General features: G+C 72.0%; 20 protein-coding genes and 1 riboswitch. Of the genes, 3 read left to right on the forward strand and 17 right to left on the reverse strand.

The genetic code is table 11. From position 1 onward, the window contains the following. Positions 1-3: 3 nt before the first annotated feature. The 7 genes from QSK18_RS27005 to QSK18_RS27035 form a co-directional block, all read right to left on the reverse strand. Positions 4-1,065, reverse strand: coding sequence for a dipeptidase (locus tag QSK18_RS27005; protein ID WP_232814065.1), 1,062 nt, complete (start codon positions 1,063-1,065; stop codon positions 4-6). A 56-nt stretch (positions 1,066-1,121) separates the two neighbouring features. Next, positions 1,122-1,823 (reverse strand): PilZ domain-containing protein, encoded by a 702-nt coding sequence (locus QSK18_RS27010; protein ID WP_232814066.1) that lies wholly within the window; start codon positions 1,821-1,823, stop codon positions 1,122-1,124. Positions 1,824-1,943: 120 nt separating this feature from the next. Then, entirely contained in the window at positions 1,944-2,591 is a 648-nt protein-coding gene (locus QSK18_RS27015) for a fasciclin domain-containing protein (RefSeq protein ID WP_232814067.1), read from the reverse strand. A gap of 134 nt (positions 2,592-2,725) precedes the next feature. Continuing rightward, positions 2,726-3,433, reverse strand: coding sequence for an anti-sigma factor (locus QSK18_RS27020; protein ID WP_232814068.1), 708 nt, complete (start codon positions 3,431-3,433; stop codon positions 2,726-2,728). Next, positions 3,426-4,028: an ECF RNA polymerase sigma factor SigK gene (gene sigK, locus QSK18_RS27025; protein WP_232814069.1), complete on the reverse strand. Its 603-nt coding sequence runs from the start codon at positions 4,026-4,028 to the stop codon at positions 3,426-3,428. Before sigK ends, QSK18_RS27020 begins: the two co-directional genes overlap by 8 nt. A gap of 111 nt (positions 4,029-4,139) precedes the next feature. After that, positions 4,140-5,360 (reverse strand): magnesium and cobalt transport protein CorA, encoded by a 1,221-nt coding sequence (locus tag QSK18_RS27030; RefSeq protein ID WP_232814070.1) that lies wholly within the window; start codon positions 5,358-5,360, stop codon positions 4,140-4,142. 24 nt (positions 5,361-5,384) lie between these two features. Further along, positions 5,385-6,872: a glutamate-cysteine ligase family protein gene (locus QSK18_RS27035; RefSeq protein ID WP_232814071.1), complete on the reverse strand. Its 1,488-nt coding sequence runs from the start codon at positions 6,870-6,872 to the stop codon at positions 5,385-5,387. Between the two features lie 204 nt (positions 6,873-7,076). On the opposite strand from QSK18_RS27035, the gene QSK18_RS27040 reads away from it, so the two are divergent. Together QSK18_RS27040 and QSK18_RS27045 are read left to right on the forward strand one after the other, a co-directional pair. After that, complete coding sequence (locus QSK18_RS27040) at positions 7,077-8,339, forward strand: exonuclease SbcCD subunit D (RefSeq protein ID WP_285624774.1); 1,263 nt, start codon at positions 7,077-7,079, stop codon at positions 8,337-8,339. Then, positions 8,339-11,665, forward strand: a complete 3,327-nt coding sequence (locus QSK18_RS27045) for an AAA family ATPase (protein ID WP_285624776.1) — start codon at positions 8,339-8,341, stop codon at positions 11,663-11,665. Before QSK18_RS27040 ends, QSK18_RS27045 begins: the two co-directional genes overlap by 1 nt. An 11-nt stretch (positions 11,666-11,676) precedes the next feature. Here the strand turns inward: QSK18_RS27045 and gcvP are convergent, their stop codons facing one another. Continuing rightward, complete coding sequence (gene gcvP / locus QSK18_RS27050) at positions 11,677-14,601, reverse strand: aminomethyl-transferring glycine dehydrogenase (RefSeq protein WP_285624779.1); 2,925 nt, start codon at positions 14,599-14,601, stop codon at positions 11,677-11,679. A gap of 92 nt (positions 14,602-14,693) precedes the next feature. Further along, positions 14,694-14,782: riboswitch (glycine riboswitch) on the reverse strand. Positions 14,783-15,079: 297 nt separating this feature from the next. On the opposite strand from gcvP, the gene QSK18_RS27055 reads away from it, so the two are divergent. Further along, positions 15,080-15,871 carry a ParA family protein gene (locus QSK18_RS27055; RefSeq protein WP_285624783.1) on the forward strand — a complete coding sequence of 264 codons (792 nt, stop codon included), beginning with the start codon at positions 15,080-15,082 and terminating at the stop codon, positions 15,869-15,871. Between the two features lie 73 nt (positions 15,872-15,944). On the opposite strand, the gene QSK18_RS27060 is transcribed toward QSK18_RS27055, so the two are convergent. The 9 genes from QSK18_RS27060 to clsA all read right to left on the reverse strand — a co-directional run bounded on the left by QSK18_RS27060 (position 15,945) and on the right by clsA (position 22,095). After that, complete coding sequence (locus QSK18_RS27060) at positions 15,945-16,466, reverse strand: MerR family transcriptional regulator (protein ID WP_232814095.1); 522 nt, start codon at positions 16,464-16,466, stop codon at positions 15,945-15,947. 267 nt (positions 16,467-16,733) lie between these two features. Continuing rightward, positions 16,734-17,222, reverse strand: coding sequence for a bifunctional nuclease family protein (locus QSK18_RS27065; protein ID WP_232814076.1), 489 nt, complete (start codon positions 17,220-17,222; stop codon positions 16,734-16,736). A 64-nt stretch (positions 17,223-17,286) separates the two neighbouring features. After that, positions 17,287-17,952, reverse strand: a complete 666-nt coding sequence (gene ftsR / locus QSK18_RS27070) for a transcriptional regulator FtsR (protein WP_285624789.1) — start codon at positions 17,950-17,952, stop codon at positions 17,287-17,289. Between the two features lie 77 nt (positions 17,953-18,029). Next, positions 18,030-18,503, reverse strand: coding sequence for an FHA domain-containing protein (locus QSK18_RS27075; protein WP_232814078.1), 474 nt, complete (start codon positions 18,501-18,503; stop codon positions 18,030-18,032). A 126-nt stretch (positions 18,504-18,629) separates the two neighbouring features. Continuing rightward, positions 18,630-19,016 (reverse strand): glycine cleavage system protein GcvH, encoded by a 387-nt coding sequence (gene gcvH, locus QSK18_RS27080; RefSeq protein ID WP_285624793.1) that lies wholly within the window; start codon positions 19,014-19,016, stop codon positions 18,630-18,632. 18 nt (positions 19,017-19,034) lie between these two features. Next, on the reverse strand, positions 19,035-20,267 hold the full coding sequence (locus QSK18_RS27085; protein WP_232814080.1) for a DUF881 domain-containing protein: 1,233 nt from the start codon (positions 20,265-20,267) through the stop codon (positions 19,035-19,037). A 3-nt stretch (positions 20,268-20,270) separates the two neighbouring features. Next, positions 20,271-20,603 (reverse strand): small basic family protein, encoded by a 333-nt coding sequence (locus QSK18_RS27090; RefSeq protein WP_232814081.1) that lies wholly within the window; start codon positions 20,601-20,603, stop codon positions 20,271-20,273. After that, on the reverse strand, positions 20,600-21,487 hold the full coding sequence (locus tag QSK18_RS27095) for a DUF881 domain-containing protein (RefSeq protein WP_232814082.1): 888 nt from the start codon (positions 21,485-21,487) through the stop codon (positions 20,600-20,602). The genes QSK18_RS27090 and QSK18_RS27095 overlap by 4 nt, the downstream gene beginning before the upstream one ends. Then, the gene (gene clsA, locus QSK18_RS27100) at positions 21,484-22,095 is read right to left on the reverse strand and encodes a cardiolipin synthase ClsA (protein WP_232814083.1); all 612 of its coding nucleotides are present in this window, start codon (positions 22,093-22,095) and stop codon (positions 21,484-21,486) included. Before clsA ends, QSK18_RS27095 begins: the two co-directional genes overlap by 4 nt. Positions 22,096-22,153 lie beyond the last annotated feature (58 nt).

The raw sequence follows: 22,153 nt of genomic DNA on the forward strand, positions 1-22,153 counted from the left end.
CAATCAGAGGAAACGCCCGCCGGAAGCCGACAAGAACGCTTCGTCGGTCTGCCTCAACACCCGTAAAACGTTGCGTCCGCACAGGTCTGCCAGGTCTGATGCGGTCCAGCCCCGACGCGCCAGCTCTTCCAGGAGCTTCGGATAGCCTGACACGTCTTCCATCCCAGCCGGGAACGTGGGCGCGCCGTCATAGTCGCCGCCCAGACCCACGTGCGCCAATCCGGCGACGGAGCGGACATGTTCGACGTGGTCAGCGGCCTGTTCGATGGTGGGCAGGGGTTCTGGGCTGCTCCGGTCGGTGTACCACCAGTCTGCCGCCTCCTGCGAGAGGAACGACGAGACGAACGAGACCATCTGCACGCCGCCGTTCTCGGGGAGACGGGCGATGACGTCGTCGGGGACGTTGCGCACGCTGGAAGAGAGCGCAGTGCAGGAGGAGTGCGAGAAGATGACCGGCGCGGTGGACACGTCCAAGGCCTGATGCATGGTCGCGTGCGAGACGTGCGACAGGTCGACCAGCATGCCCAGCCGGTTCATCTCGCGTACGTACTGCACCCCGCGCTCGCTGAGCCCGCCGTGCACCGGGGTGTCGGTGGCCGAGTCGGCCCAGGTGGTGTTGGCGAAGTGGGTGAGGGTGAGGTAGCGCACCCCGAGCCGGGCGAACATCCTCAGCACGCCGGGAGAGTCGTTGAGCGAGTGCCCGCCCTCGGCGCCGAGGAGCGAGGCGATCCGCCCCTCGCCCTGGGCCTGCTCGACCTCGGCGGCGGTGCGGGCCAGGGCGAAGTGCTGCGGGTGCTCACCCACCAGCCGGTACACGAAGTCGATCTGCTCGAGCGTGGCCTGCACCGCGGCCGCCCCCTCCAGGTCGGAGGGCACGTAGACCGACCAGAACTGCCCCTGCACCCCGCCGGCCCGCAGCCGCGGGACGTCGGTCTGCAGACCCGCGACCGAGCTGTCCAGACCGTCCGTGCCGTAGCCACGTTCCTCGCGACTGGCCCAGGGCAGGTCGTTGTGCCCGTCGATCACACCACACAGCGCAAGGGCTTCCGCCACCACCTGATTCATTGCCTCAGGCTAGCCAGCCAGCTCTCGGACTCGCGCGGCAGGTCCGGGGACATTTCTCAACCCCGCTTGGCCAGACCGCTGCGCTCGCGGTCGAACACCAACCGCACCAGGCGCTCGGAGTCGATCGGTGAGATGTCGGTGAACTCGGCCCGGAACCCCTGTGGCGTCTGCTCCACCACCAGGAGCAGGGCCGGCACCAGATCGCCGTTGGGCAGGGTGATCTCGCCGTACAGGGTGAGCCCTTCGGCCAGCGGCCGGCCCTGCTCCAGGTCGACGCAGACTCCGCCGGCCGAGACCGAGGTGGTGGTGCCGACCAGGTCGGCCTGGGCGCCGTCGCCCGGCCCCAGCGCGGCCAGGTAGCCGGGGCTGCGCCGACGGCCGCGGGGAGTGGTCGGCGGCCTCTGCATCAGGGTGCCGCGGAACTCCAACTGCACGGGCCCACGGACGTTCTCGCGTCGTTGGTCGGTCAGCGCGGCCGCCCGGATCGCCCGGGTGGGCCTGGCGCGCGGTGCGCGCAACGTCAGATCGGCCTCGGTGACGACGAGTTCGGCCTCCACGCGAAGCGGCCCGTCTTCCGCCGGGATCTCCACCACCACCCGCAGACCGGCGTCCACCAGGCTTTTCAGGTGTTCCAGATCGGCCAGCACCGGCACGGCCCAGCCCGCTCGGCCCACGTCGACGCCGCGCAGTACCCGCAACGTCACGCCGACCTCGCCCGAGCGCACCACCAGCCTGCTGCCCGCGGCGACCGACGCCATCTGCAACTCCCACCCTCGACCCAGCCAGCACCTGCCCGGTCCAGTGTGCGCCGGTCACCGCCCGTGCCGATCCGGCCCGCCGGGCAATCACCCGTTAGCAGCAACCGGTGACCAGGAGGCTCAGGCCTTGGCCGGGTCGAGCACCTTGTCGATCAGGTACACGGTGGCGTTGGCGGTCTTGATCCCGCCGCAGACCACGTTCGCGTCGTTGACCTTGAGCTCGTTGCCCGAGCCGGACACCTTCACCTTGCCGCCCTGAACGGTCACCTGTTCGCCGACCACCTTGCCGGGCGCCAGTTCCCCGGCCACCACGTGGTAGGTGAGGGTGGCCACCAGCGCCTGGTCGTCCTTCTTCAGCCGGCTCAGGCGCTTGGCCGGGACTGCGGCGAAGGCGGTGTCGACCGGGGCGAAGACCGTGTACTCGTTGCCGTTCAGGGTGTCGACCAGGTCGACCTTCTTGTTCAGCTTGCCCGACACCGCGGCGGTGAGCTGCTTCAGCATCGGGTTGTTGGAGGCCGCGGTGGCCACCGGGTCGTTGGCCATCGCCTCGACCGAGCCCTTGCCGGTGGGCACCTGGGTGGCGTAGGCGGAACAGCCCGGGCCGACCAGGTTGGCCATCTCCACCGACTGGTTGGCGGCGGCGGTGGTGCGGGAGGCACTCGGCGTGGTCTCGCTGCCCTCGTCACTGTCGCTGCTGCACGCCGCCAGGGCGAGGGTGGCCGCGACAGCGGCCCCGGCGGCGAGCGTACGGCGGATCGACGGGTTCATCTCAGGCAAAGCCTTCCCTAGTAAACGCCCGGCGGGGAGCGGGTTTCCGATGAACCAGGATCCCCGCCCCGGCGCCGGGCGCCGGCGAGCAACACACCCGGTGCGCTGCTCGTCCGATCACCCGAGGAAGGCCGTCAGGTCGCCGCCAGGCGGACCACCGCCGGTGTGGTGGGCTGCTTCGAGCCGCCCTCGGGCTCGACCGAGACCGCGAGCTGGGCGTCGGTGGGGATGTCGCTCATGAAGGCCGACCCGTCGCCGTTCTCCAGCTTCAGCATCCCGCCGGACGTCACCTGGCCGTCGGACCCGATCACCCACATCTGGTAGCCGTGCCCGTGCGGCGCGTCCGGTACCCCGGTGGCGGCCAGCACCGCGTCGCCCTCGGCCATCACCATGGTGGCGGTGCCACCACCGGTGACGGTGTGGTCGACCTCCACCCGCTCGGGCGAGGTCAGCACCCGGGCCATGCCGTCGGCCAGGTTGCGCGCGTCTTCGGCGGCCTGGTGCTGCTGCCAGGCGACTCCCCCGAGGGTGGCCCCGGCGGCGATCAGCAGGGCGGCTGCGGCGCCGGTGAGCGCCTGCCGCCACGACGGGCGCCGCACCACGCGGGAAGACCGGGCCGGCAGCTGACGGGTCCGCGACACCTCGGCCATCACCCGCTGGTGCAGGCCGTGCGGGGCGGGCTGGGAGACCCGGTCGGCCAGGGAGGCCGCTGCCTCGGAGAAGTCGCGTACCTCGGCCGCGCAGGCCGGGCACTCGCGCAGATGGTGCTCGAACCGCCGCTGCTCGACCTCGTCGAGCGCGTCCAGCGCATAGGCCGCAGAAAGATCGTGCAGGTCAGGCATCCGAACCCACCCCCAGGCAGTCGCGCAGGCGGATCAATCCGTCCCGCATCCTGGTCTTCACCGTGCCGAGCGGCAGTTCCATCACGTCGGCCACGTCGGAGTAGCTGCGCCCGCCGTAGTAGGCCAGCGTGACCGTCTCGCGCTGACGCGGGGTCAGCCCGTCCAGGCAGTGCCGCACCCGCTCGGCCTCCAGGCGGCGTTCCACCTTCTCCACCACTTCGTCGTACTCACGCTCGTTGCTGCGCGCGGCCACCGCCTGGTCGCGGTTACGGGAGGCCTGCGAGCTGCGCACCCGGTCGACCGCGCGGCGGTGGGTCAGCGTGGCCACCCAGGCCCGCGCGCTCCCCCGGGCCGCGTCGAAGCGGGCGGCGCTGCGCCAGATCTCCAGCAGCACCTCCTGGGCCACTTCCTCGGCCTGGTGCGGATCCCGCAGCACCGACCGGGCCAGGCCGAAGACCACGTCCGCGACCCGGGCGTAGACCTGCTCGAAGGCCGCCTCGTCGCCCCGGCCGACCCGGCCCAGGAGCACCTCGGTCGTCTCCGCGGCGTCCGGCCCGCGGGCCGGGACCGGTACGGGCTCTCGCCGTCCCACCATCTGCGCACTGCCCTTCCACGGCCGTTCTCCTGCGAGGTCGGCGCAAGTTCGGCGCCGACCGGGGCGGCGGATTGGTGCAGGTTACCGGTGGATCAGCGGGCGGGACGAAGCTCACAGCCAGTCGTTGCGCTTGAACAGCGCCCACAGCCCGACGCTGATCGAGACGATCAGCGTCAGCGCGTAGGCGTAACCGTACTTCCAGCCCAGCTCCGGCATGTGCTCGAAGTTCATCCCGTAGACCCCGGCGATCGCGGTCGGCACCAGCCCGATCGCCGCCCAGGCGGAGATCTTGCGCATGTCGTTGTTCTGCCGCATGGCCACCTCGTTCTGGGTCACCGAGAGCCGGGCCACGTTGGCCTGCAGCACGTCCGAGAGCAGGCTGTCCTGCCGCTCGATCTCGTCGGTCACCCGCATGATGTGGTCGTGCACGTCGCGGAAGTACTTGCGCGCGCTCTTGTCCGACCCCGGCACCCCGCCGGTCATCAGCTTGAACATCGGCTCCCCGAGCGGCAGCACCGCCCGGCGGAACTCCAGCACCTCGCGTTTGAGCTTGTAGATCCGCTCGGTGTGGTCGCCCTCCCGTAGGCCGAACACCTGCTGCTCGATCTGCCCGATGTCGTCGTCGATCGAGGCGGCGACCACCTCGTACTCGTCCACGATCAGGTCGGCCACCCGGTGCAGCACGGCGATCGGGCCGCGCTCGCTGGCCTCCAGCCGGCCGGCGTCCAGTTCGCGCCGCACCCGGCTGAGCACGTCGGTCTGCCCGTGCCGCACCGAGACCAGGAAGTGCTCGCCGACGAACAGCGCGATCTCCTCGACCTCGACGATCTCCTCGCTGTCCACGTAGCGCACCGGCCGCAGCACCATGAACGAGACCTTCTCGTCCTCGTACACCTCCAGCTTGGGCCGCTGGAGGGCGTTGATCGCGTCCTCCACCGCCAGCGGGGGCAGCCGGAACTCGCCGGCGACGTGCTGCACGTCCTCGGCCGAGGGGTTCTGCAGTCCGATCCAGACGAACCCGTTGGTGCGCCGGGCCGCCTGCGCGGCCTGCTGCATCGGCAACCGGGTGCTGCTGCGCAGTCCGGTCTCGTAGACCGCGCAGTCGCCGATCACGTCCTCCACGTTGCGGTGCCGGGTCCGGCGGGGGATGCCGTTCTCGTGGCCGTTGTCGTCCACGACGCCGTTCAGGCCCTGCGGATCCCGGTCGTCCACGACGAAACTCCCCCACAGCGGTGCCGACAGCTCCCGCACCCGGCGCAGCCGGTGCAGTGCCTTACCCGACCACCGGGCCGGTGGTGTCGTGCCCTCGAACCAGCGCGTCGGCGTCTTCAATGCGGTGTTCTCCCAGCGAACGATCTACGGCAGCGCCCAAGTGTGCACCGGTTCGTTCGCATGCATGCCCTCGCAGTACTGCTCCACCATCCGGCGCAGGGCCTCGGCCCGTTCCATGCCTGAGCGCCCGGACGTGCCGTGCTCGAGCCGCTCCACCGCCGCCACCTGCCAGGACGCGCCGTTGCGGCCGGACTTGACCCGCCCCTCGACGATGCCCAGGTACCGATCCACATCCTCGGCGGGCACCCCGGCGGACTGGAGCCCCTCGGCCGCCATCGGCAGCAACCGGCGCAGCACCAGCTCGTCCACCCCGGTCTGGCCCAGCTGCGGCGAGTACACCGTGGCGTCCAGACCGTCTTTCGCGCACGCCAGGAAGTTCTCCTCGGCCGCCGCGAAGGACATCTTGGACCAGGCGGGCCGCCCGTCGTCCATCAGCGAGCGCAGTGCCCCGTGGAAGAACGCCGCGTTGGCCACCGTGTCGACCACCGTGGGCCCGGCCGGCAGTACCCGGTTCTCCACCCGTACGTGCGGCTCACCGTCGACCACCGCGTAGATCGGCCGGTTCCAGCGGTAGACCGTGCCGTTGTGCAGCCGCAGCTCCTGGAGCGTGGGCGCGCGGCCCGCGTCCAGCTCGGCCACCGGGTCCTCCTCGCTCAGTTCCGGCAGCAGCGAGGGGAAGTACCAGCCGTTCTCGGCGAACAGGTCGAAGATCGAGGAGATCCACTTCTCGCCGAACCAGACCCGCGGGCGCACCCCCTGGTTCTGCAGTTCCTGCGGGCGGGTGTCGGTGGCCTGCTTGAACAGCTCGATCCGGGTCTCGGCCCAGAGCCGGCGGCCGAAGAAGAACGGGGAGTTGGCGCCGACCGCCAGTTGCGGGCCGGCCAGGATCTGCGCGGCGTTCCAGGCCCGGGCGAAGTCTTCGGGCTGCACCTGCACGTGCAACTGCACGCTGGTGCAGGCCGACTCGGGCGCCAGCGAGTTCGCGAAGGTGGACAGGCGCTCCACCCCGTGGATGTCCAGGTGCAGGTTCTCGCCCCGGGCGGCCAGGATCGAGTCGTTCAGCGCCTTGTAGCGCGGCGAGGGAGTCATCCACTCCGGGTCGCTCAGGTGCTCGGGCATCGTGGTGGGCAGGATGCCGACCATGACGATGTGCGCACCGTTGCGGTTGGCGGCCTGCTCGGCGTTGTTCAGCACCTCGCGCAGCCGGGTCTCGGTGCCGGCCAGGTCGCTCAGCGGCGAGGGCTCGACGTTGAGTTCGATGTTGTAGGCGCCCAGCTCGGTCTGGAAGTTCGGGTCGCCGATGCCCTCCAGCACGGCGGCGTTGCTCAGGGTCGGCCGGAAGTCCGGGCCGACCAGGTTGAGCTCCATCTCCAGCCCGGTCATCGGGCGGTCGTCGTCGAACGGCCAGGTGGCCAGCAGGCGCTCGAAGACGTCCAGGCAGAGGTCGACTTTCTCGCGGTAGCGCTGCCGCTCCTCGGCCGAGTAGCGGATCGCCGAGATCTCGTCACCCATACCTCGACCAAACCACACCTTCGCGGCCCTGGCGAGGGGAGATGATCTACGAAGGCGCCGGGCGGAACATCACTTTAGGACGATTGGGAACTCGGCTCCCGCTTCCGATGGGTGAGACCGGGCCTGTCCGGACACTCCGCTTTTGCCCGGATCGCGGCGCGCCGATAAGGGTTTTGTCGGTGGGGGTGCCTACCGTGTCCTCTCGTGCGCATCCTTCACAGCTCCGACTGGCACCTGGGCCGGTCGTTCCACCGGGTGGATCTGCTGTCCGCACAGGCCGCGCACCTCGACCACCTGGCCGAGGTGGTGCGCGCCGAGAAGGTCGACGTGGTCCTGGTGGCGGGCGACATCTACGACCGGGCGCTGCCCGCGGTCGACGCGGTCACCCTGCTCGACGAGGGCTTGCACCGACTGGTGTCAGCCGGGTCCCAGGTGATCCTGTCCAGCGGCAATCACGACTCGGCCCGCCGGCTCGGCTTCAACTCCCGCCTGCTGGGTGCGGCCGGGCTGCACATCCGCACCGATCCGGCCCAGGTGGGCACGCCGGTGCTGCTGTCCGACGAGCACGGCGAGGTGGCCTTCCACCCGCTGCCCTACCTCGAGCCCGCGCTGGCCGCCGGGGTGCTGGGCGCCGAGCGCAGTCACGCCGGCGTGCTCGGGGCGGCCCTGCAGCGGGTGCGCGCCGACCTGGCCGAGCGGCCAGGCCTGCGCTCGGTGGTCTCGGCCCACGCCTTCGTCATGGGCGGGGCCGCCTCGGACAGCGAAAGAGAGCTGGCCGTGGGTGGTCTCGGGCAGGTGCCGCTGGCCCTGTTCGAGGGCGTCGACTACGTGGCCCTCGGGCACCTGCACGGCCGGCAGAAACTGGCCGGGCAGGCCCGCTACAGCGGCTCCCCGCTGGCCTTCTCGTTCTCCGAGGCCGATCACCACAAGGGCAGCTGGCTGGTCGATCTCGACGCGAACGGGCTGGCCGGGGTCGAGGCGGTGCCCGCCCCGGTGCCCCGGCGGCTGGGCCGGTTGCGCGGCGAGCTCGCCGAACTGCTCACCGAGGCCCGCTTCGCCGCCCACGAGCAGGAGTGGGTGCAGATCACCCTCACCGATCCGCAGCGCCCGGCCGAGCCGATGGAGCAGCTGCGCCGGCGTTTCCCGCACCTGCTCGAACTGCGGCTCGACCCGCAGCGGGCCGGCCGCGCCAGCGCGGCCGGTTACACCGAGAAGATCGCCGGACTGCCCGATCTGGACGTCTGCTGCAGTTTCCTGGAGCACGTGCGCGGCCGTACCGCCTCCCCCGCCGAGACGGTGCTGCTGCAGCAGGCCCTGGAGGCGGCGCTGATCGAGAGCATGGAAGGGGCGCCCGGTTCGGCCTACCGCGACCTGGCCGCGATGGCCGCCGAGTCTCCGGTGAGCGATGCCGAACTGCAGCAGCTGCTGAGCCCCAAGGCGCCGGGCCGGCGCGGGCGGAGCGCCTGATGCGCCTGCACCGTCTCGAGATCACCGCCTTCGGCCCGTTCGCCGAGCACCAGCAGATCGACTTCGACGAGCTCAGCGGCGCCGGCCTGTTCCTGCTGCACGGCCCCACCGGCGCGGGCAAGACCAGCGTGCTCGACGCGCTCTGCTTCGCCCTCTACGGGCGGGTCCCGGGCAGCCGGGGGGCCTCCGGCCGCTACCGCAGCGACCACGCCGATCCGGCGGTGCGGGCCGAGGTGGTGTGCGAGTTCACCGTGGCCGGGCGGCGTCTGGAGGTCACCCGCTCACCGGAGTGGCAGCGTCCGAAGAAGCGCGGCACCGGTTTCACCCGCGAGCAGGCGCACGTGGTGGTGCGTGAGTGGGTGGCCGACGGCTGGGTCGGCCGGACGAACCGTATGGACGAGGCGGGAGACCTGATCGGGCAGCTGATCGGGCTCGGGCCGGAACAGTTCACCAAGCTGATCCTGCTGCCCCAGGGCGAGTTCGCGGCGTTCCTGCGGGCTTCGGCCGAGGAGCGGCGGCCGCTGTTGCAGAAGCTCTTCGGCACCGACCGTTTCGCCGCGGTGGAGAGCTGGCTGGGCGAACGCCGCCGGGAGGGGGCCGGTTCGGTGGCGGCCGCCCGCGCCGGGACGGCCCGGCTGTTCGCCCGGGCCCAGGAGGCCCGCCCCGACCAGCCCGGCCAATCCGACCAGTCCGACCAGCCCGACCAGGGCCCCGGCAGCGGTCACGAGGATCTGGATCTCGACGACACCGAGGCGGTCACGGCCCTCGTCCGTGAGTGGGCCACCCAGGCCCACGCCCAGTTGCGCGCCGCCCACACCGCCGCGGTGAAGGCCGAGGCCGCACACGAGAAGGCCCGCGCCGAGCACGAATCCGTGGCCGAGACCGTACGGCTGCGCGACCGACGCCGCGAACTGGTGGCCGAACATGGTCTACTGGTCTCGCAGTCACCGGAGCAGGCGGTCCGTAAGGCCCGCCTTCAGGCCGCCGGGCACGCCCCGGTCCTGCTCCCGTTGCTGGCCGAGCTCGACGCGGCGTCGGTGGAGGTCGAGACCGCCGAATTCCGCGTCGAGTCGGCCCGGCGGCGCCTCGCCGACCACGGGCTGGAAGGTCAGGTCGACGACGGCGGTGGCCGAACCAGCCCGGGCCACCCACACCAGGCCGAACCGGCCGACCAGGCCGAACCGGCCCGGCTACGGCAGGAACTGACCCGGCTGCGGCAGGAACTGGCCGCCCTCACCGCCCTTCTCCCCGCCGACCTGGAACTGCGCCGGCTCGACCGGCAGGCCCTGGCCACGCAGGAGCAGCTGCAGCAGACCGAGGCCGCCCGGGTGCAGGCCGAGAAGGCCGCCGCCCGGCTGAACGAGCAGGCCGAGAAGCTGCTGGCGGCCCGGGGCGAGAGCGAGATGCTGGCCTCCGCCGCCGAAGACCGCCACCGCGACCTGGAGCGGGCCAAGCGGGTGGCCGAGGCGGTACTACGGGCCCAGCGCCTCACCGAAGAACAGACCAGTCTGGAAGACACCCTGCGTGCCGTCACCGACGTGCACCAGGCCGCCGTCGCCGCCCAGCAGGAACTGCAGGCCCGGCGTCTGGCCGGGATGGCCGCCGAACTGGCGGCCGGGCTGGGGCGCGACGAGGAGTGCCCGGTGTGCGGCAGCCTCGACCACCCGCGCCGGGCCAAGCACCGCGCGCGTCCGGTCACCGAAGAGGAGCAGGAGCGCGCGGCCCATCAGGAGGCCCAGACCTCGGCCCGCCGTGAGCAGGCCCGTCAGGCCGTCGAGGCCGGGCGGCGGCAACTGGCCGCCCTCACCGCCCTCACCGGCGGGGCCGACGCCGAGGCAGCGATGGCCGAGCTGGCCGGCGCGCAGTCCCGGCTGTCCGAGGCCAACCGGGCCGCAGCCTCGGCCCAGAAGCTCAACGCCGAGGTGGCCGGTCTGGCCGCCCGCCTGGAAGCGGCCCGGGCCCGGCTGGAGGCCGCCACCGATGCGGCCTCGGCCGGGCGGGAAGCCTTGGCCGCCCTGGAGAGCCGGCGATCGGACCTGCGCGGACGGCTCGACCAGGCCCGCGGCGACAGCGCCGACGTGCAGTCCCGTCATGCCCGGGTTACGGCCGCGGTCGAGGCGCTCACCGAGCACGAAGAGGCCCACCGCGCGCTCCAGATCGCGCGAGACCGGCTGGCCCGGGCCCGCGGTGCAGCCGACAACGCCGCCACCGCAGCCGGTTTCACCGACCGTGAGGCAGCCGCTGCGGCCGCCCTACCGGAGGCCGACCGAGCCGAGCTGGCCCAGGTCATCGCCGACCACGACGCCCAGCGGGCCCGGGTCGAGGCGCTGCTCGAAGAACTCGGCCGCGAGGAACAGGCCTCCGCCGCCGCCCGCCGGGCCAAGGAGAAGCAGGCCGCCCGCAAGCCCCGCCGCAAGAAGCCCCGCAAGGCCGATCCGGGCCAGCCCATGCTCGACCTCTGGGCCGAGCTCGTACCGATCGCCCCCGAACCCGGCCCAGCCACCCAAGAGCCCACCACAGCAGCCGGAACCGACGGGACCGACGGGCCCACCGACGTCCTCAGTTCCAGCACTCCCGAAGAGACCGAGCCTGACCTCGACTCCCTGGCCGAGGCCCTGAACGAGATCCTCCAGAAGGCCCGCACCGCCCACCAGAGCGCGCAGCAGCGCCACACCCTGCTCACCCGGGCCGCCCAGGCCCTCACCAACCTGACCATCGAGCTGGAGCAGCACGCCAAGCAGACCGCCGACCTGCGGGCCTCCTTCGCCACCCTCGACGCGGTCTCCCGCTGCATCGAGGGCACCGGCGGCGACAACCAGCTGCGCATGCGCCTGAGCTCGTACGTGCTGGCCGCCCGGCTGGAACAGGTGGCCCAGGCCGCCACCCTGCGACTGGCCGCGATGTCCGGCGGCCGGTACTCCCTGGTGCACACCGACGGCCCCTCCCGCGGCGGCGCCCGGTCCGGCCTGGGGCTGGCCGTGATCGACGGCTGGACCGGCGTGCAGCGCGACCCGAGCACCCTCTCCGGCGGCGAGACCTTCTGCACCTCCCTGGCCCTGGCCCTCGGCCTGGCCGACGTGGTGCAGGCCGAGGCGGGCGGCGCCACCATCGAGACCCTGCTGGTCGACGAGGGTTTCGGCAGTCTCGACCAGGACACCCTGGACGAGGTGATGGACGTGCTCGACGGCCTGCGCAGCGGCGGCCGGGCGGTCGGCCTGGTCAGCCACGTGGCCGACCTGCGCGACCGGATCCCGGCCCAGCTCGAGGTGGTCAAAGGCCGCGACGGCTCCCACCTCAGGGTGGGAGCCGCCGCACTCATCGCTTAGGAGCGAGAACCTCAGTCCTCGAACGCCTCCGGCGCCGGGCAGGAGCAGACCAGGTTCCGGTCGCCCCAGGCACCGTCGATCCGGCGCACCGGCGGCCAGTACTTGAACCGCGGCGTCACCCCGGCCGGGTAAACGGCCTCTTCCCGGGTGTACGGGTGCTCCCACTCACCGGTCAGGCTCTGCGCCGTGTGCGGGGCGTTGGCCAGCGGGTTGTCCCCGGCCGGCCACTCCCCCGCGGCGACCTTGTCGATCTCGGCCCGGATCGCGATCATCGCGTCGCAGAACCGGTCCAGCTCGGCCAGGTCTTCGCTCTCGGTCGGCTCCACCATCAGCGTCCCGGCCACCGGGAACGACATCGTCGGGGCGTGGAAGCCGTAGTCGATCAGGCGCTTGGCCACGTCGTCCACCGTCACCCCGGTGGCCTTGGTCAGCGGCCGCAGGTCGAGGATGCACTCGTGCGCCACCAGGGCGTCCCGGCCGGAGTAGAGCACCGGGTAGTGCTGACGCAGCCGGGCCGCCACGTAGTTGGCGGTGAGGATCGCGGTGCGGGTGGCCCGGGTCAGGCCCTCCAGCCCCATCATCCGCACGTAGGCCCAGGAGATCGGCAGGATGCCGGCCGACCCGTACGGCGCGGCCGAGATCGGGCCGATGCCGGTGGCCGGACCGGCCAGCTCGTCCAGCGGGTGGTTGGGCAGGAACGGCGCCAGGTGCGAGCGCACCGCCACCGGGCCCACGCCCGGGCCGCCGCCGCCGTGCGGGATGCAGAACGTCTTGTGCAGGTTCAGGTGCGAGACGTCGGCGCCGAACTGGCCCGGACGCGAGAGCCCCACCAGCGCGTTGAGGTTCGCGCCGTCGACGTAGACCTGACCGCCGGCCTCGTGCACCTCGGCGCAGATCTGGCCGATGCCCTCCTCGAACACGCCGTGCGTGGAGGGGTAGGTCACCATGATCGCAGCCAGCGCGTCCCGGTGCTGCCCGATCTTGGCCGACAGGTCGGCCAGGTCCACGTTGCCGTTCTCGTCGCAGGCCACCACCACGACCTTCATCCCGGCCATCACCGCGCTGGCGGCGTTGGTGCCGTGCGCGGACGACGGGATCAGGCAGACGTTGCGGCCCTCGGCACCGTTGGAGCGGTGGTAGGCCCGGATCGCCAGCAGGCCGGCCAGCTCACCCTGCGAGCCGGCGTTCGGCTGCAGCGAGACCGCGGCGTAGCCGGTCAGCTCGGCCAGCCAGTTCTCCAGGTCCTTCACCAGGGCGCGGATGCCCTCGGTGTCGGCGCTCGGCGCGAACGGGTGCAGCCCACCGAACTCCGGCCAGGTGATCGCCTCCATCTCGGTGGTGGCGTTCAGCTTCATCGTGCACGAGCCCAGCGGGATCATGCCCCGGTCGAGCGCGTAGTCCTCGTCGGCCAGGCGGCGCAGGAAGCGCAGCATCGAGGTCTCGCTGTGGTGCGTGGTGAACACCGGGTTGGTCAGGTATTCAGACGTACGGACGAGGGTGGCGGGCAACGCGGGCTCGCTCACCTCGGTCGCGGGGGAACCTCCGAAAGCCTGCGCCACCAGCGCCAGGTGGGCCGGTGTGGTGGTCTCGTCGCAGGAGACCCCGACGTGGTCGGCGTCGACCCGGCGCAGCAGCACGCCGAGCTCGTGCGCCCGGTCCACCACCTCGGCGGCCCGGCCCGGCACCTCGGCCAGGACGGTGTCGAAGAAGTTCTCGTGCACCACGGTGACGCCCTGCGCCCGCAGACCGGCGGCCAGCGTGGCGGCCGAGGAGGCGGTGCGCTCGGCGATCCGGCGCAGCCCCTGCGGGCCGTGGTACACCGCGTACATGGCGGCCATCACGGCCAGCAGCACCTGCGCGGTGCAGATGTTGCTGGTCGCCTTCTCCCGCCGGATGTGCTGCTCGCGGGTCTGCAGGGCCAGCCGGTAGGCCGGGTTGCCGTCCGCGTCCTTCGAGACCCCGACCAGGCGGCCCGGCAGCGAGCGCTCCAGGCCCTTGCGCACGCTCATGTAGCCGGCGTGCGGTCCGCCGAATCCGAGCGGCACCCCGAAGCGCTGGGTGTTGCCGACCGCCACGTCCGCGCCGTCCTCACCGGGCGCGCGCAGCAGCGTCAGCGCCAGCAGGTCGGCGGCCACGGTCACCAGCGCCTTGCGCTCGTGGGCGGCCTCGATCAGAGGACGGAGGTCGGTCACCTTCCCGGAGGCCCCCGGGTACTGCGCGATCACGCCGAAGACACCCTCCTCGACCGCGTCGAGGGCCTCGGCCGGGGCGTCGGTGAGGTCGGCCACGACCACCCGCAGGCCGAGCGGTTCGGCCCGGGTCTGGATCACCGCGAGGGTCTGCGGGAGGACGTCGGTGTCGACCACCAGGGCGGCCCCGGCGGGCAGCTTGGAGGCGCGGCGCATCAGCGTCATCGCCTCGGCGGCGGCGGTGGCCTCGTCCAGCAGGGAGGCGCTGGCGGTGTCGAGCCCGGTCAGGTCCGAGACCATGGTCTGGAAGGCCAGCAGAGCCTCCAGCCGGCCCTGTGAGATCTCCGGCTGGTACGGGGTGTAGGCCGTGTACCAGGCCGGGTTCTCCAGCACGTTGCGCAGGATCACACCGGGCGTGTGGGTGCCGTAGTAGCCCAGCCCGATCATCGGCACGCCCACGGTGTTGCGGGCGGCCAGGGCGCGCAGCTCGGCCAGCGCCTCGGCCTCGCTCACCGGCTCGGGCAGGGCGGGCACGCCGCCGTCGCGGATCACCGGGGGGATCACGGCGTGCTCGAGGGCGTCCAGCGAGTCCAGGCCGACCGTGCGCAGCATGGTAGCCACCTGCGGGGCGTCGGCGCCGATGTGCCGGTCGGCGAAGGCGTCGGCGCGGTGCCCGGTGCCCTGGGGGGCGTCCTGCGGCGGCTCGGTCAGGTCCGGCTGGTTCCCGGCATCGATGAAGGTCGTCATCGGAGGCTCCCACGCTTCAGGCGTAGCGGCCGCTGAGTAGGGCCGCACGGATACCTCCCCATCCGTCGGGCCACGTCGCCCTTCGGAGATGCCTCGCCCTGGCGGTCCTTGGCGCCTGAGAGGTTCCGGGGAGAGTTGCCCCTTCGGCGCCCCTTCACGGGGTCTCTCCCGCCGGGGTCTTCAGCTGTCGGCCTCCGTCACTGACGGACCACCCACGGCCCTGACGTTACCAGCGCGGCATGTCACATTCATCTTCGCCCGGTTCCGCACACCCCACAGAGGGCCCGGTCGGCGTACGGCGGGCGAACGGAGGGTTGCGAGGGGACCCGGCGAGGCGATGCAATTGGGTCTTCCCGAGCCCTGACCCGGACGGCCGTCACCCTGAGTGGGACGGCAATCACGTCCGTTCCGTCGCGGCCCGGATCGTCGGCCGGAACTTGATAACGAGGTAGCGTCGAATACCGTGATCGTCGTCAGCGTGTGCAGTTTGAAGGGTGGCGTCGGGAAGACGTCGGTGGTCCTGGGCCTGGCCTCGGCCGCGCTGGCCCGTGGCGTCCCCACGCTCGTGGTCGACATCGACCCGCAGGCCGACGCGACGCTCGGGCTCGACATCACCGCCGAGATCACCACCAACGTGGCCACCGTGATGGGCGCCTCCCGCCGCAACGCGCAGAAGGTGAACGTCGTGCCCAGCGGCTGGGCGGCCGGCGGCGGCACGCTCGACGTGCTGCCCGGCTCGCACGACATGGCCGCGCTCGACCGGCCCACCGGCAGCGAGCGCACCCTGGCCCGGCTGTCCCACGCGATCAGCCAGCTCGAGGGCTACCAGCTCGTCCTGATCGACTGCCCGCCCTCGCTGGGCACGATCACCCGCTCCGGCCTGGCCGCCAGCCAGCGCGCCCTGGTGGTCTCCGAGCCGGCCCTGTTCTCGGTCACCGCGGCCGACCGGGCCCTGCACGCGATCGAGGACGTGCGCCGCAACATCGCCCCCACGCTGCAGCCGCTGGGCGTGGTGGTCAACCGCTACCGCGAGCGCTCCCCCGAGCACCGCTACCGCCTGCAGGAGCTGTCGGACATGTTCGGCCCGCTGGTGCTCGGCCCCTCGATCCGCGAGCGCAGCGCCCTGCAGCAGGCCCAGGGCGCCAGCCAGCCGATCCACCGCTGGCCCGGGGCCCCCGCGCAGGAGCTGGCCGGAGCGTTCGACGCCCACCTGGCCCGGGTGCTGCGGGCCAACACCCGCGGCCGCCGCCCGGCCGCCAGCGCCAGCTGATCCCCTGAAGCCAGACAGCAGAAAGCCCCCGGGTACCGGATCCCGGGGGCTTTCTGCTGGACCGTAAGGCTTTTCAGCTGATCGCGCGGGTCTTCCGGCGCGCCGCCAGCTCGTCTCCGGCGACCATCGCGGTGTCGTCCCCCGCGCGCTCGGCGGGCAGCTCGGCCAGCGTGCCCTCGACCTCGCGCCAGACCCGGCCGACGGCGATGCCGAACACGCCCTGACCGCCCTGGACGAGATCTATCACCTCGTCCGCCGAGGTGCACTCGTAGACGCTGGCGCCGTCGCTCATCAGCGTGATCTGGGCCAGGTCCTCGACGCCGTGGTCGCGCAGGTGGTTCACCGCGATCCGGATCTGCTGCAGCGAGACCCCGGTGTCGAGAAGCCGCTTGACCACCTTCAGCACCAGCACGTCGCGGAAGCTGTACAGCCGCTGGGTGCCCGAGCCGGTGGCGTTGCGGACGGTGGGCTGGACCAGGCCGGTGCGGGCCCAGTAGTCGAGCTGACGGTAGGTGATGCCCGCCGCCCGGCAGGCGATCGGGCCTCGGTAACCGGCCTCCTCGTCGAGCTCGGGCAGGTCGTCGGTGAAGAGCATTCCCTGCGCCTGCGCGACGACGTGACCGGGCACAGCATCTCGCTCGCTACGCTCGCTCACGGCGGCTCCATTCAACGTTCCGAGTCCGGCACGCTGGTCCGAGGGACGGATCTCAGCGGGAGAACTACACCGGGGTCGTTTCATTTGAACCGTAGGCCGCCCACCCGGCCTCGTCAACGAAGCGGGTCCCGAGGGGGGCGGCGTGTCGGCAGATCACCCCTCTTTCGGACCAATCGGAACCGTTCCGGCGCCGGTGGCGAGGGGGTTTCAGGAGTCCTGCGGGCCCTTGCCGGTCTCGCCGAAGTCCTCCGGGGAGATGTTGTCGAGGAACTCCCGGAACTTCTCCACCTCGTCCTCGTCCTCGTCCGGCACCGAGACCCCACCGGCCTCCAGCACCTCCTCGGCACCGACGATCGGGCAGCCGACCCGCAGCGCCAGGGCGATCGCGTCGGACGAGCGCGAGCTGACCGACAGCCCGCCGTCGAAGACCAGCTCGGCGTGGAAGACGTTCTCCTTCAGGGCGACGATGCGCACCTGGGCCAGCCGCCGGCCGAGCGCCTCGATCACGTCCTTCATCAGGTCGTGGGTGAGCGGGCGCGGCGGCACCAGCCCCTGCTGGGCGTTCGCGATCGCGTTCGCCTCGGGCGCCCCGACCCAGATCGGCAGGTAGCGATCCCCGTCGCGCTCCTTGAGCAGCACGATCGGGTTGTTCGAGGGAACCTCGACCCTGACACCAACCACATCAAGCTCCCGCACACCGCAAACGTACCCCGCGGCCCGGCGCCTAGGCGACCAGAGTGGGCCCACAGTCAGGCCGCGGTCAGGACTGTCCGCGCTCCAGGGCCGCTTTCAGCAGTGCGGAGTGCAGTTGCACGCACAGCGCGGTGAGCTCGGGGGCGCTCTGCCCGCCCGCCTGGCCCCGGCCCCGGGTGACCTGTTCGATCAGCCCGGCCTCGCGGTCGGCGGCGGTGCGGAAGGCCCGCAGGTGGCGCGGTTCCAGGCCGAAGGCGCCCAGTTCGGCCGCGGCGCGGGCGACGGCCGCCGCATCGGCGTCTAAGTCCCCGCCCGGCCGGGCCACCACCAGACCGTGCGACTCCAGCTCGGCCAGCAGCGCCTCGTCGACCGCGGCGGCGGCCAGCACCTCGCCCCGGGTGAACCGGCGCCGGGTCCCGGCCTCGACCGGCGGCTCGGGGGCCACCTCGACCAGCCGGGGCGCGGCCGGCGCGCCCTGGTCGAGCGCGTCGAGGTGCTCGCGGATCACCCGCAGCGGCAGGTAGTGGTCACGCTGTACCCCGAGCACGTACCGCAGCCGCTCCACGTGCTCGGGGGTGAACTTCCGATAGCCCGCGGCGGTGCGCAACGGCTCGACCAGACCCTGGTCCTCCAGGTACCTGATCTTCGAGATGGAGATGTCCGGGAAGTCCTGCCGCAGCAGTTCCAGGACCGCCCCGATGCTCATCGCCCGGGAGCCACTCGCATCACCCAAGTCACCCGAGTGACCTGACTCGCCGGTCGCGCCGTTCGCGCGCCGGCCCGCAGCCGCGCCGACCATCCCGGCTGCCGTCAGGCGGTCCGGCGGCTGGGGTGGAACACCAGCCGGTACTTGCCGATCTGGACCTCGTCCCCGTCCTTCAGCAGCGCCTCGTCGATCCGGTCGCCGGCCAGGTAGGTGCCGTTCAGGCTGCCGGCGTCGCGGACGAAGAACTGCCCGTCCCGCCGGACGAACTCGGCGTGCTTGCGCGAGACGGTGACGTCGTCGAGAAAGATGTCGCTGTCGGGCTTGCGCCCGGCGGTCGTGCGCTCGGCGTTCAGCAGGAACCGGGCCCCGGCGTTCGGGCCGCGCTGCACCACCAGCAGGGCCGACTGCCCGGGCAGCGCGTCGACCGCGGCCTGCTCGGCACCGGAGAGCCCGCTGGGCCGCTCCTCGTCGATCCCCGGTATGGCACCGAAGGAGATCGTCGTCTCGACCAGGGGCGCGTCGAAGTCACGCCTGGCACCCTCCGGCCCCTGACCGCTCAGGAACCTCGGTTCCGACATCTCGGTCTCCTGTCTCGTGAAGTCTGGCTAGCGTAACTCTCACCCCGTGCTCGAGGCATGTACCGGTCGCCTCCTGTTCACCCGGGTGAGGTGACCGGAGGCGGGCTCGGGCGCGGCGGCCCGGTCTCAGTCGAGCTGCGTCCGGTACTCGGCGGCGCTCAGCAGGCCGTCGAAGGCCTCCGGGCCGGCCACCGTGACCTCGAACATCCAGCCCTCGCCGTAAGGGTCGCTGTTGACCAGCTCCGGCGTGGTGTCGAGGGCCTCGTTCCGCCTCGACACGGTACCGCTGACCGGTGCGTAGACGTCGCTCACGCTCTTGGTCGACTCGACCTCGCCGCAGGTCGAGCCCGCCTGCACCGGGGTGTCGCCGTCCGGCAGCGTGACGTACACGATGTCGCCGAGCGCGTCCTGGGCGAACGCGGTGATGCCGACCCGGGCGACGTCGCCGTCGGTCCGCACCCACTCGTGGTCGCCGGTGTACTTCAGGTCTTCCGGGTACTCGAAGTCGCTCACTGCGCCCTCGTCTTCCTCTCAGTCCTGGGGCTCGTCGGTGCGGGGTACGGCGTAGGCCGGGCCGGCCGCCTCCCGCACCGCGGACACCTCGAGATCTTGCTTGCGCTGAACCGTACCGCTCGCACCCACCTGGTGCAGCGTCTCCAGCACGCCACCGGGGATGTTGAGGGCGGATTCCATGGTCGCCGGGTCGCCGATGGCCAGCAGCCGGTAGGGCGGTGACTGGGTGACGCCGTCGGCGACCACCGCACCGCCGGTGGGCGGATCGGTGAACGAGGTGCCGGCCACCACCCGCACCTGGCCGAACTGGATCGCCTCGGCCCCCGCGTCCCGCAGTTCCTGGACCGCGTCGAGCACGGTCGCGGCGTCGACCAGGGCCTGCGGGTCGTCGATCCGGATGCTCACCCCCGGCCCCTGGGCGGGCTCGGTGCCGGCCAGGATGCCGAGCACGTCGAGCCGTTCGCGCGTGGCCTTCTCGGCCGCGGCGGCCCGGTCGGTGCCGGACTGCAGCTCGTTCCGGGTGGTCTCCAGGGCGCGGGCCTCGGCGTCCAGCCGCTCGCTCTGCCGGCTCACGTCGTCCAGCACCCGCACCAGCTCGCTCTGGCTCAGCGAGGAGAGGTCGTCGGACTGGGTCTGGCGGGCCTGCACGATCAGCCCGAACCCGAGCGCCCCGAGCAGCACAGCAGCGAGCACCTGGAACCGGGTGACGCGGAACCGCGAAACCGGCTTGTCCGGAACAGAGGACGACGGGCGCGCCTCGGGTACGTCACCGACAACGGACGAGGTGGTCGCCTCAGGATCGTCGGCTCCCCCGGGCGCGGTGGTCACCTCTACGTCGTCGGAAGTCTCGGACGGCGTGGAACTGTCGGCCTCGGGCACCTGAGGAGCAGCGGTTTCGCCCACCGGAGGGGAACTTTCGGGGCGGCTCGCCGCCTCGGCGCCCACACCCGTCCTTTGTTCGGCTTTTTGTTCGTTCAGATCGACCGCCGTCATCGGCATGGTGTCGTCCGGATCCCGCTCGGCACCCGCCTGAACCGCCTTACCCGAACTCGGGCTCCCCTGACCGCCACCCACCAGCGGCGGTCCGGGACGACGTCCCCCTGCGGGCCGGATCACCCGCGTACGCACCGGGCTCACCGGACGCGACACCGGCATCGGCGCCGTCTCGGCACCGGCCTCGTCGTCCGTAACAGCATCCGGCTGAACATCCGGCTCGTCCACGGGCTCCTGCTCGGGCTTCTCCTCGGCCATCGCTCAGGCCTTGAAGATGTGCCGACGGATCGCCGCGGCGTTGGAGAAGATCCGGATACCGAGCACCACGACCACCCCGGTGGACAGCTGCGCCCCCACTCCCAGGTGGTCCCCCAGGAACACGATCAGCGCCGCCACCACCACGTTCGACAGGAACGACACGATGAACACCCGGTCGTCGAAGATGCCGTCGAGCAGCGCGCGCAGACCACCGAACACCGCGTCCAGCGCCGCCACCACGGCGATCGGCAGGTAGGGCTGCAGCCAGAGCGGGACGGTCGGCTGCAGGACCAGCCCGGCCACCACCCCGATCAGCAGTCCGATCGCCGCGATCACGTACGTCCTCCAGAGTCAGCAGTCTTTCCCACAGCGTCTTGCTTCGCTTCTTCTTCCACCGGCCGGGCCGCACGCAGGGCGAACTGCCCGGCGCCCGGCAGGACGAGCTCGTCGGCCGCCGCGATGTCCGCGCGGATGCCGTTGTTGTCCCGCAGCGACTGCACGTAGGGCCCGGCCTGCCCCTCGGCGAACCGGCTCTGCAGCGCGCCCGGATCGCCGATCACCGAGATCACGTAGGGCGGCACCAGCGGGCGGAAGTCGACCAGGATCGCCTCCCCCGCCGAGCGGATCGCCGAGACCGCGGTCAGCCGCTCGCCGTTGATCGAGATCGCCTCGGCGCCGGCCGCCCAGAGCCCGTTCACCACCACCTGCACGTCGGCGTCGAGCACCACGCCCTCGTCGAAACCCACGTCTTCGCGCGGATCTCCACCGACCTGGTCACGTCCCGGCGCGTCGTCCAGCGTGACCTGCACACCCTTGCCGCTCACGGCGATCTCGCCGGTGAGCGCCCCCAGCTCCTGCACCTGACGGCTGAGCGCAGCCCCCCGCGAGCCGAGCAGCGTCTCCTGCGCCGCCGCATTGGCGGCGGCCAGTTCGGCGTTGCGGCGCTGCTGCCCGTTCACGTCTTCGGTGCGGCGCTGGATCTCTTCGCGCAGTTCCTGGCTGACCGCGTCGGACTCGCGCTGCGGCACCCGGATCGAGCCCACCGCCACGGCGAAACCGGCCCCGGCCAGGATCGCCAGGACCAGGGTGATCGCGGTGCGCCGGCGGGTGCTCGGCCGCGGATGGGCGGCCGCGGCCGCGTAGCCGGGGTCGAGCGGACGTTCCATCACCTCGCGCAGCAGAGTCATCGAGGCGTCGAGCGGGCGGGATCGCTCGCTCATCCGGCGGCCTCGCTCTGCGGGCGCCGGGTGAGCTGGTCGCGCCGGGCCATCACGGCGGCGGCCTGACGCAGGTAGATCAGGGCCGACCACCAGTACAGCGCGGTGCCCCACCAGGCGAAGGCCCAGCCGACCGTCATGGCGACGTCGCCCGCCCGGCCGTCGATGTCACCGAGCAGCAGCAGCGGGAAGGCGTAGAGCAGGTTCGCGGTGGCGGCCTTGCCGAGGAAGCTGACCTCCAGCGGCCGGCGCTCCTCGTGCGTCATCAGCAGCAGGGAGCCGACCAGCACCGCGTCGCGGGCGATCAGCAGCAGCACCAGCCACCAGGGGATCACGTCGCGGTAGGCCAGGCCCAGCAGCGTGGTCAGGATGAAGAGGCGGTCGGCGATCGGGTCGAGGATCTGGCCCAGCCGCGTGGTCTGCCCCCAGCGCCGGGCCAGGTTCCCGTCGAGGTAGTCGGTGAATCCGCTCACCATCAGCACGACCACCGCCCAGCCCACGTGGTCGACCACGATCAGCACGGCGAAGACCGGCACCAGCAGCAGCCGGCCGAAACTGAGCAGGTTGGGAATGTTGAGCACCCGTGTGCCACCCACCGGGTTCTCTCCCACCGGCACGTTCCTCCTTCGCGTTTTCCCCCCGGGCGTAAGCCAGGAGACAGCCTACGGC

This window comes from Kineosporia sp. NBRC 101677 (assembly GCF_030269265.1).
Taxonomy (GTDB): Bacteria; Actinomycetota; Actinomycetes; order Actinomycetales; family Kineosporiaceae; genus Kineosporia; species Kineosporia rhizophila.

What these genes read in the sequence shown, in the direction of transcription:
- QSK18_RS27045 (WP_285624776.1), top strand. Translation starts at nt 8,339, where the DNA reads ATGCGCCTGCACCGTCTCGAGATCACCGCCTTCGGCCCGTTCGCCGAG.
- QSK18_RS27060 (WP_232814095.1), bottom strand. Translation starts at nt 16,466, where the DNA reads ATGCTCTTCACCGACGACCTGCCCGAGCTCGACGAGGAGGCCGGTTAC.
- QSK18_RS27085 (WP_232814080.1), bottom strand. Translation starts at nt 20,267, where the DNA reads ATGGCCGAGGAGAAGCCCGAGCAGGAGCCCGTGGACGAGCCGGATGTT.
- QSK18_RS27010 (WP_232814066.1), bottom strand. Translation starts at nt 1,823, where the DNA reads ATGGCGTCGGTCGCCGCGGGCAGCAGGCTGGTGGTGCGCTCGGGCGAG.
- QSK18_RS27095 (WP_232814082.1), bottom strand. Translation starts at nt 21,487, where the DNA reads ATGAGCGAGCGATCCCGCCCGCTCGACGCCTCGATGACTCTGCTGCGC.
- QSK18_RS27015 (WP_232814067.1), bottom strand. Translation starts at nt 2,591, where the DNA reads ATGAACCCGTCGATCCGCCGTACGCTCGCCGCCGGGGCCGCTGTCGCG.
- gcvP (WP_285624779.1), bottom strand. Translation starts at nt 14,601, where the DNA reads ATGACGACCTTCATCGATGCCGGGAACCAGCCGGACCTGACCGAGCCG.
- QSK18_RS27035 (WP_232814071.1), bottom strand. Translation starts at nt 6,872, where the DNA reads ATGGGTGACGAGATCTCGGCGATCCGCTACTCGGCCGAGGAGCGGCAG.
- sigK (WP_232814069.1), bottom strand. Translation starts at nt 4,028, where the DNA reads ATGGTGGGACGGCGAGAGCCCGTACCGGTCCCGGCCCGCGGGCCGGAC.
- QSK18_RS27005 (WP_232814065.1), bottom strand. Translation starts at nt 1,065, where the DNA reads ATGAATCAGGTGGTGGCGGAAGCCCTTGCGCTGTGTGGTGTGATCGAC.
- QSK18_RS27020 (WP_232814068.1), bottom strand. Translation starts at nt 3,433, where the DNA reads ATGCCTGACCTGCACGATCTTTCTGCGGCCTATGCGCTGGACGCGCTC.
- QSK18_RS27075 (WP_232814078.1), bottom strand. Translation starts at nt 18,503, where the DNA reads ATGTCGGAACCGAGGTTCCTGAGCGGTCAGGGGCCGGAGGGTGCCAGG.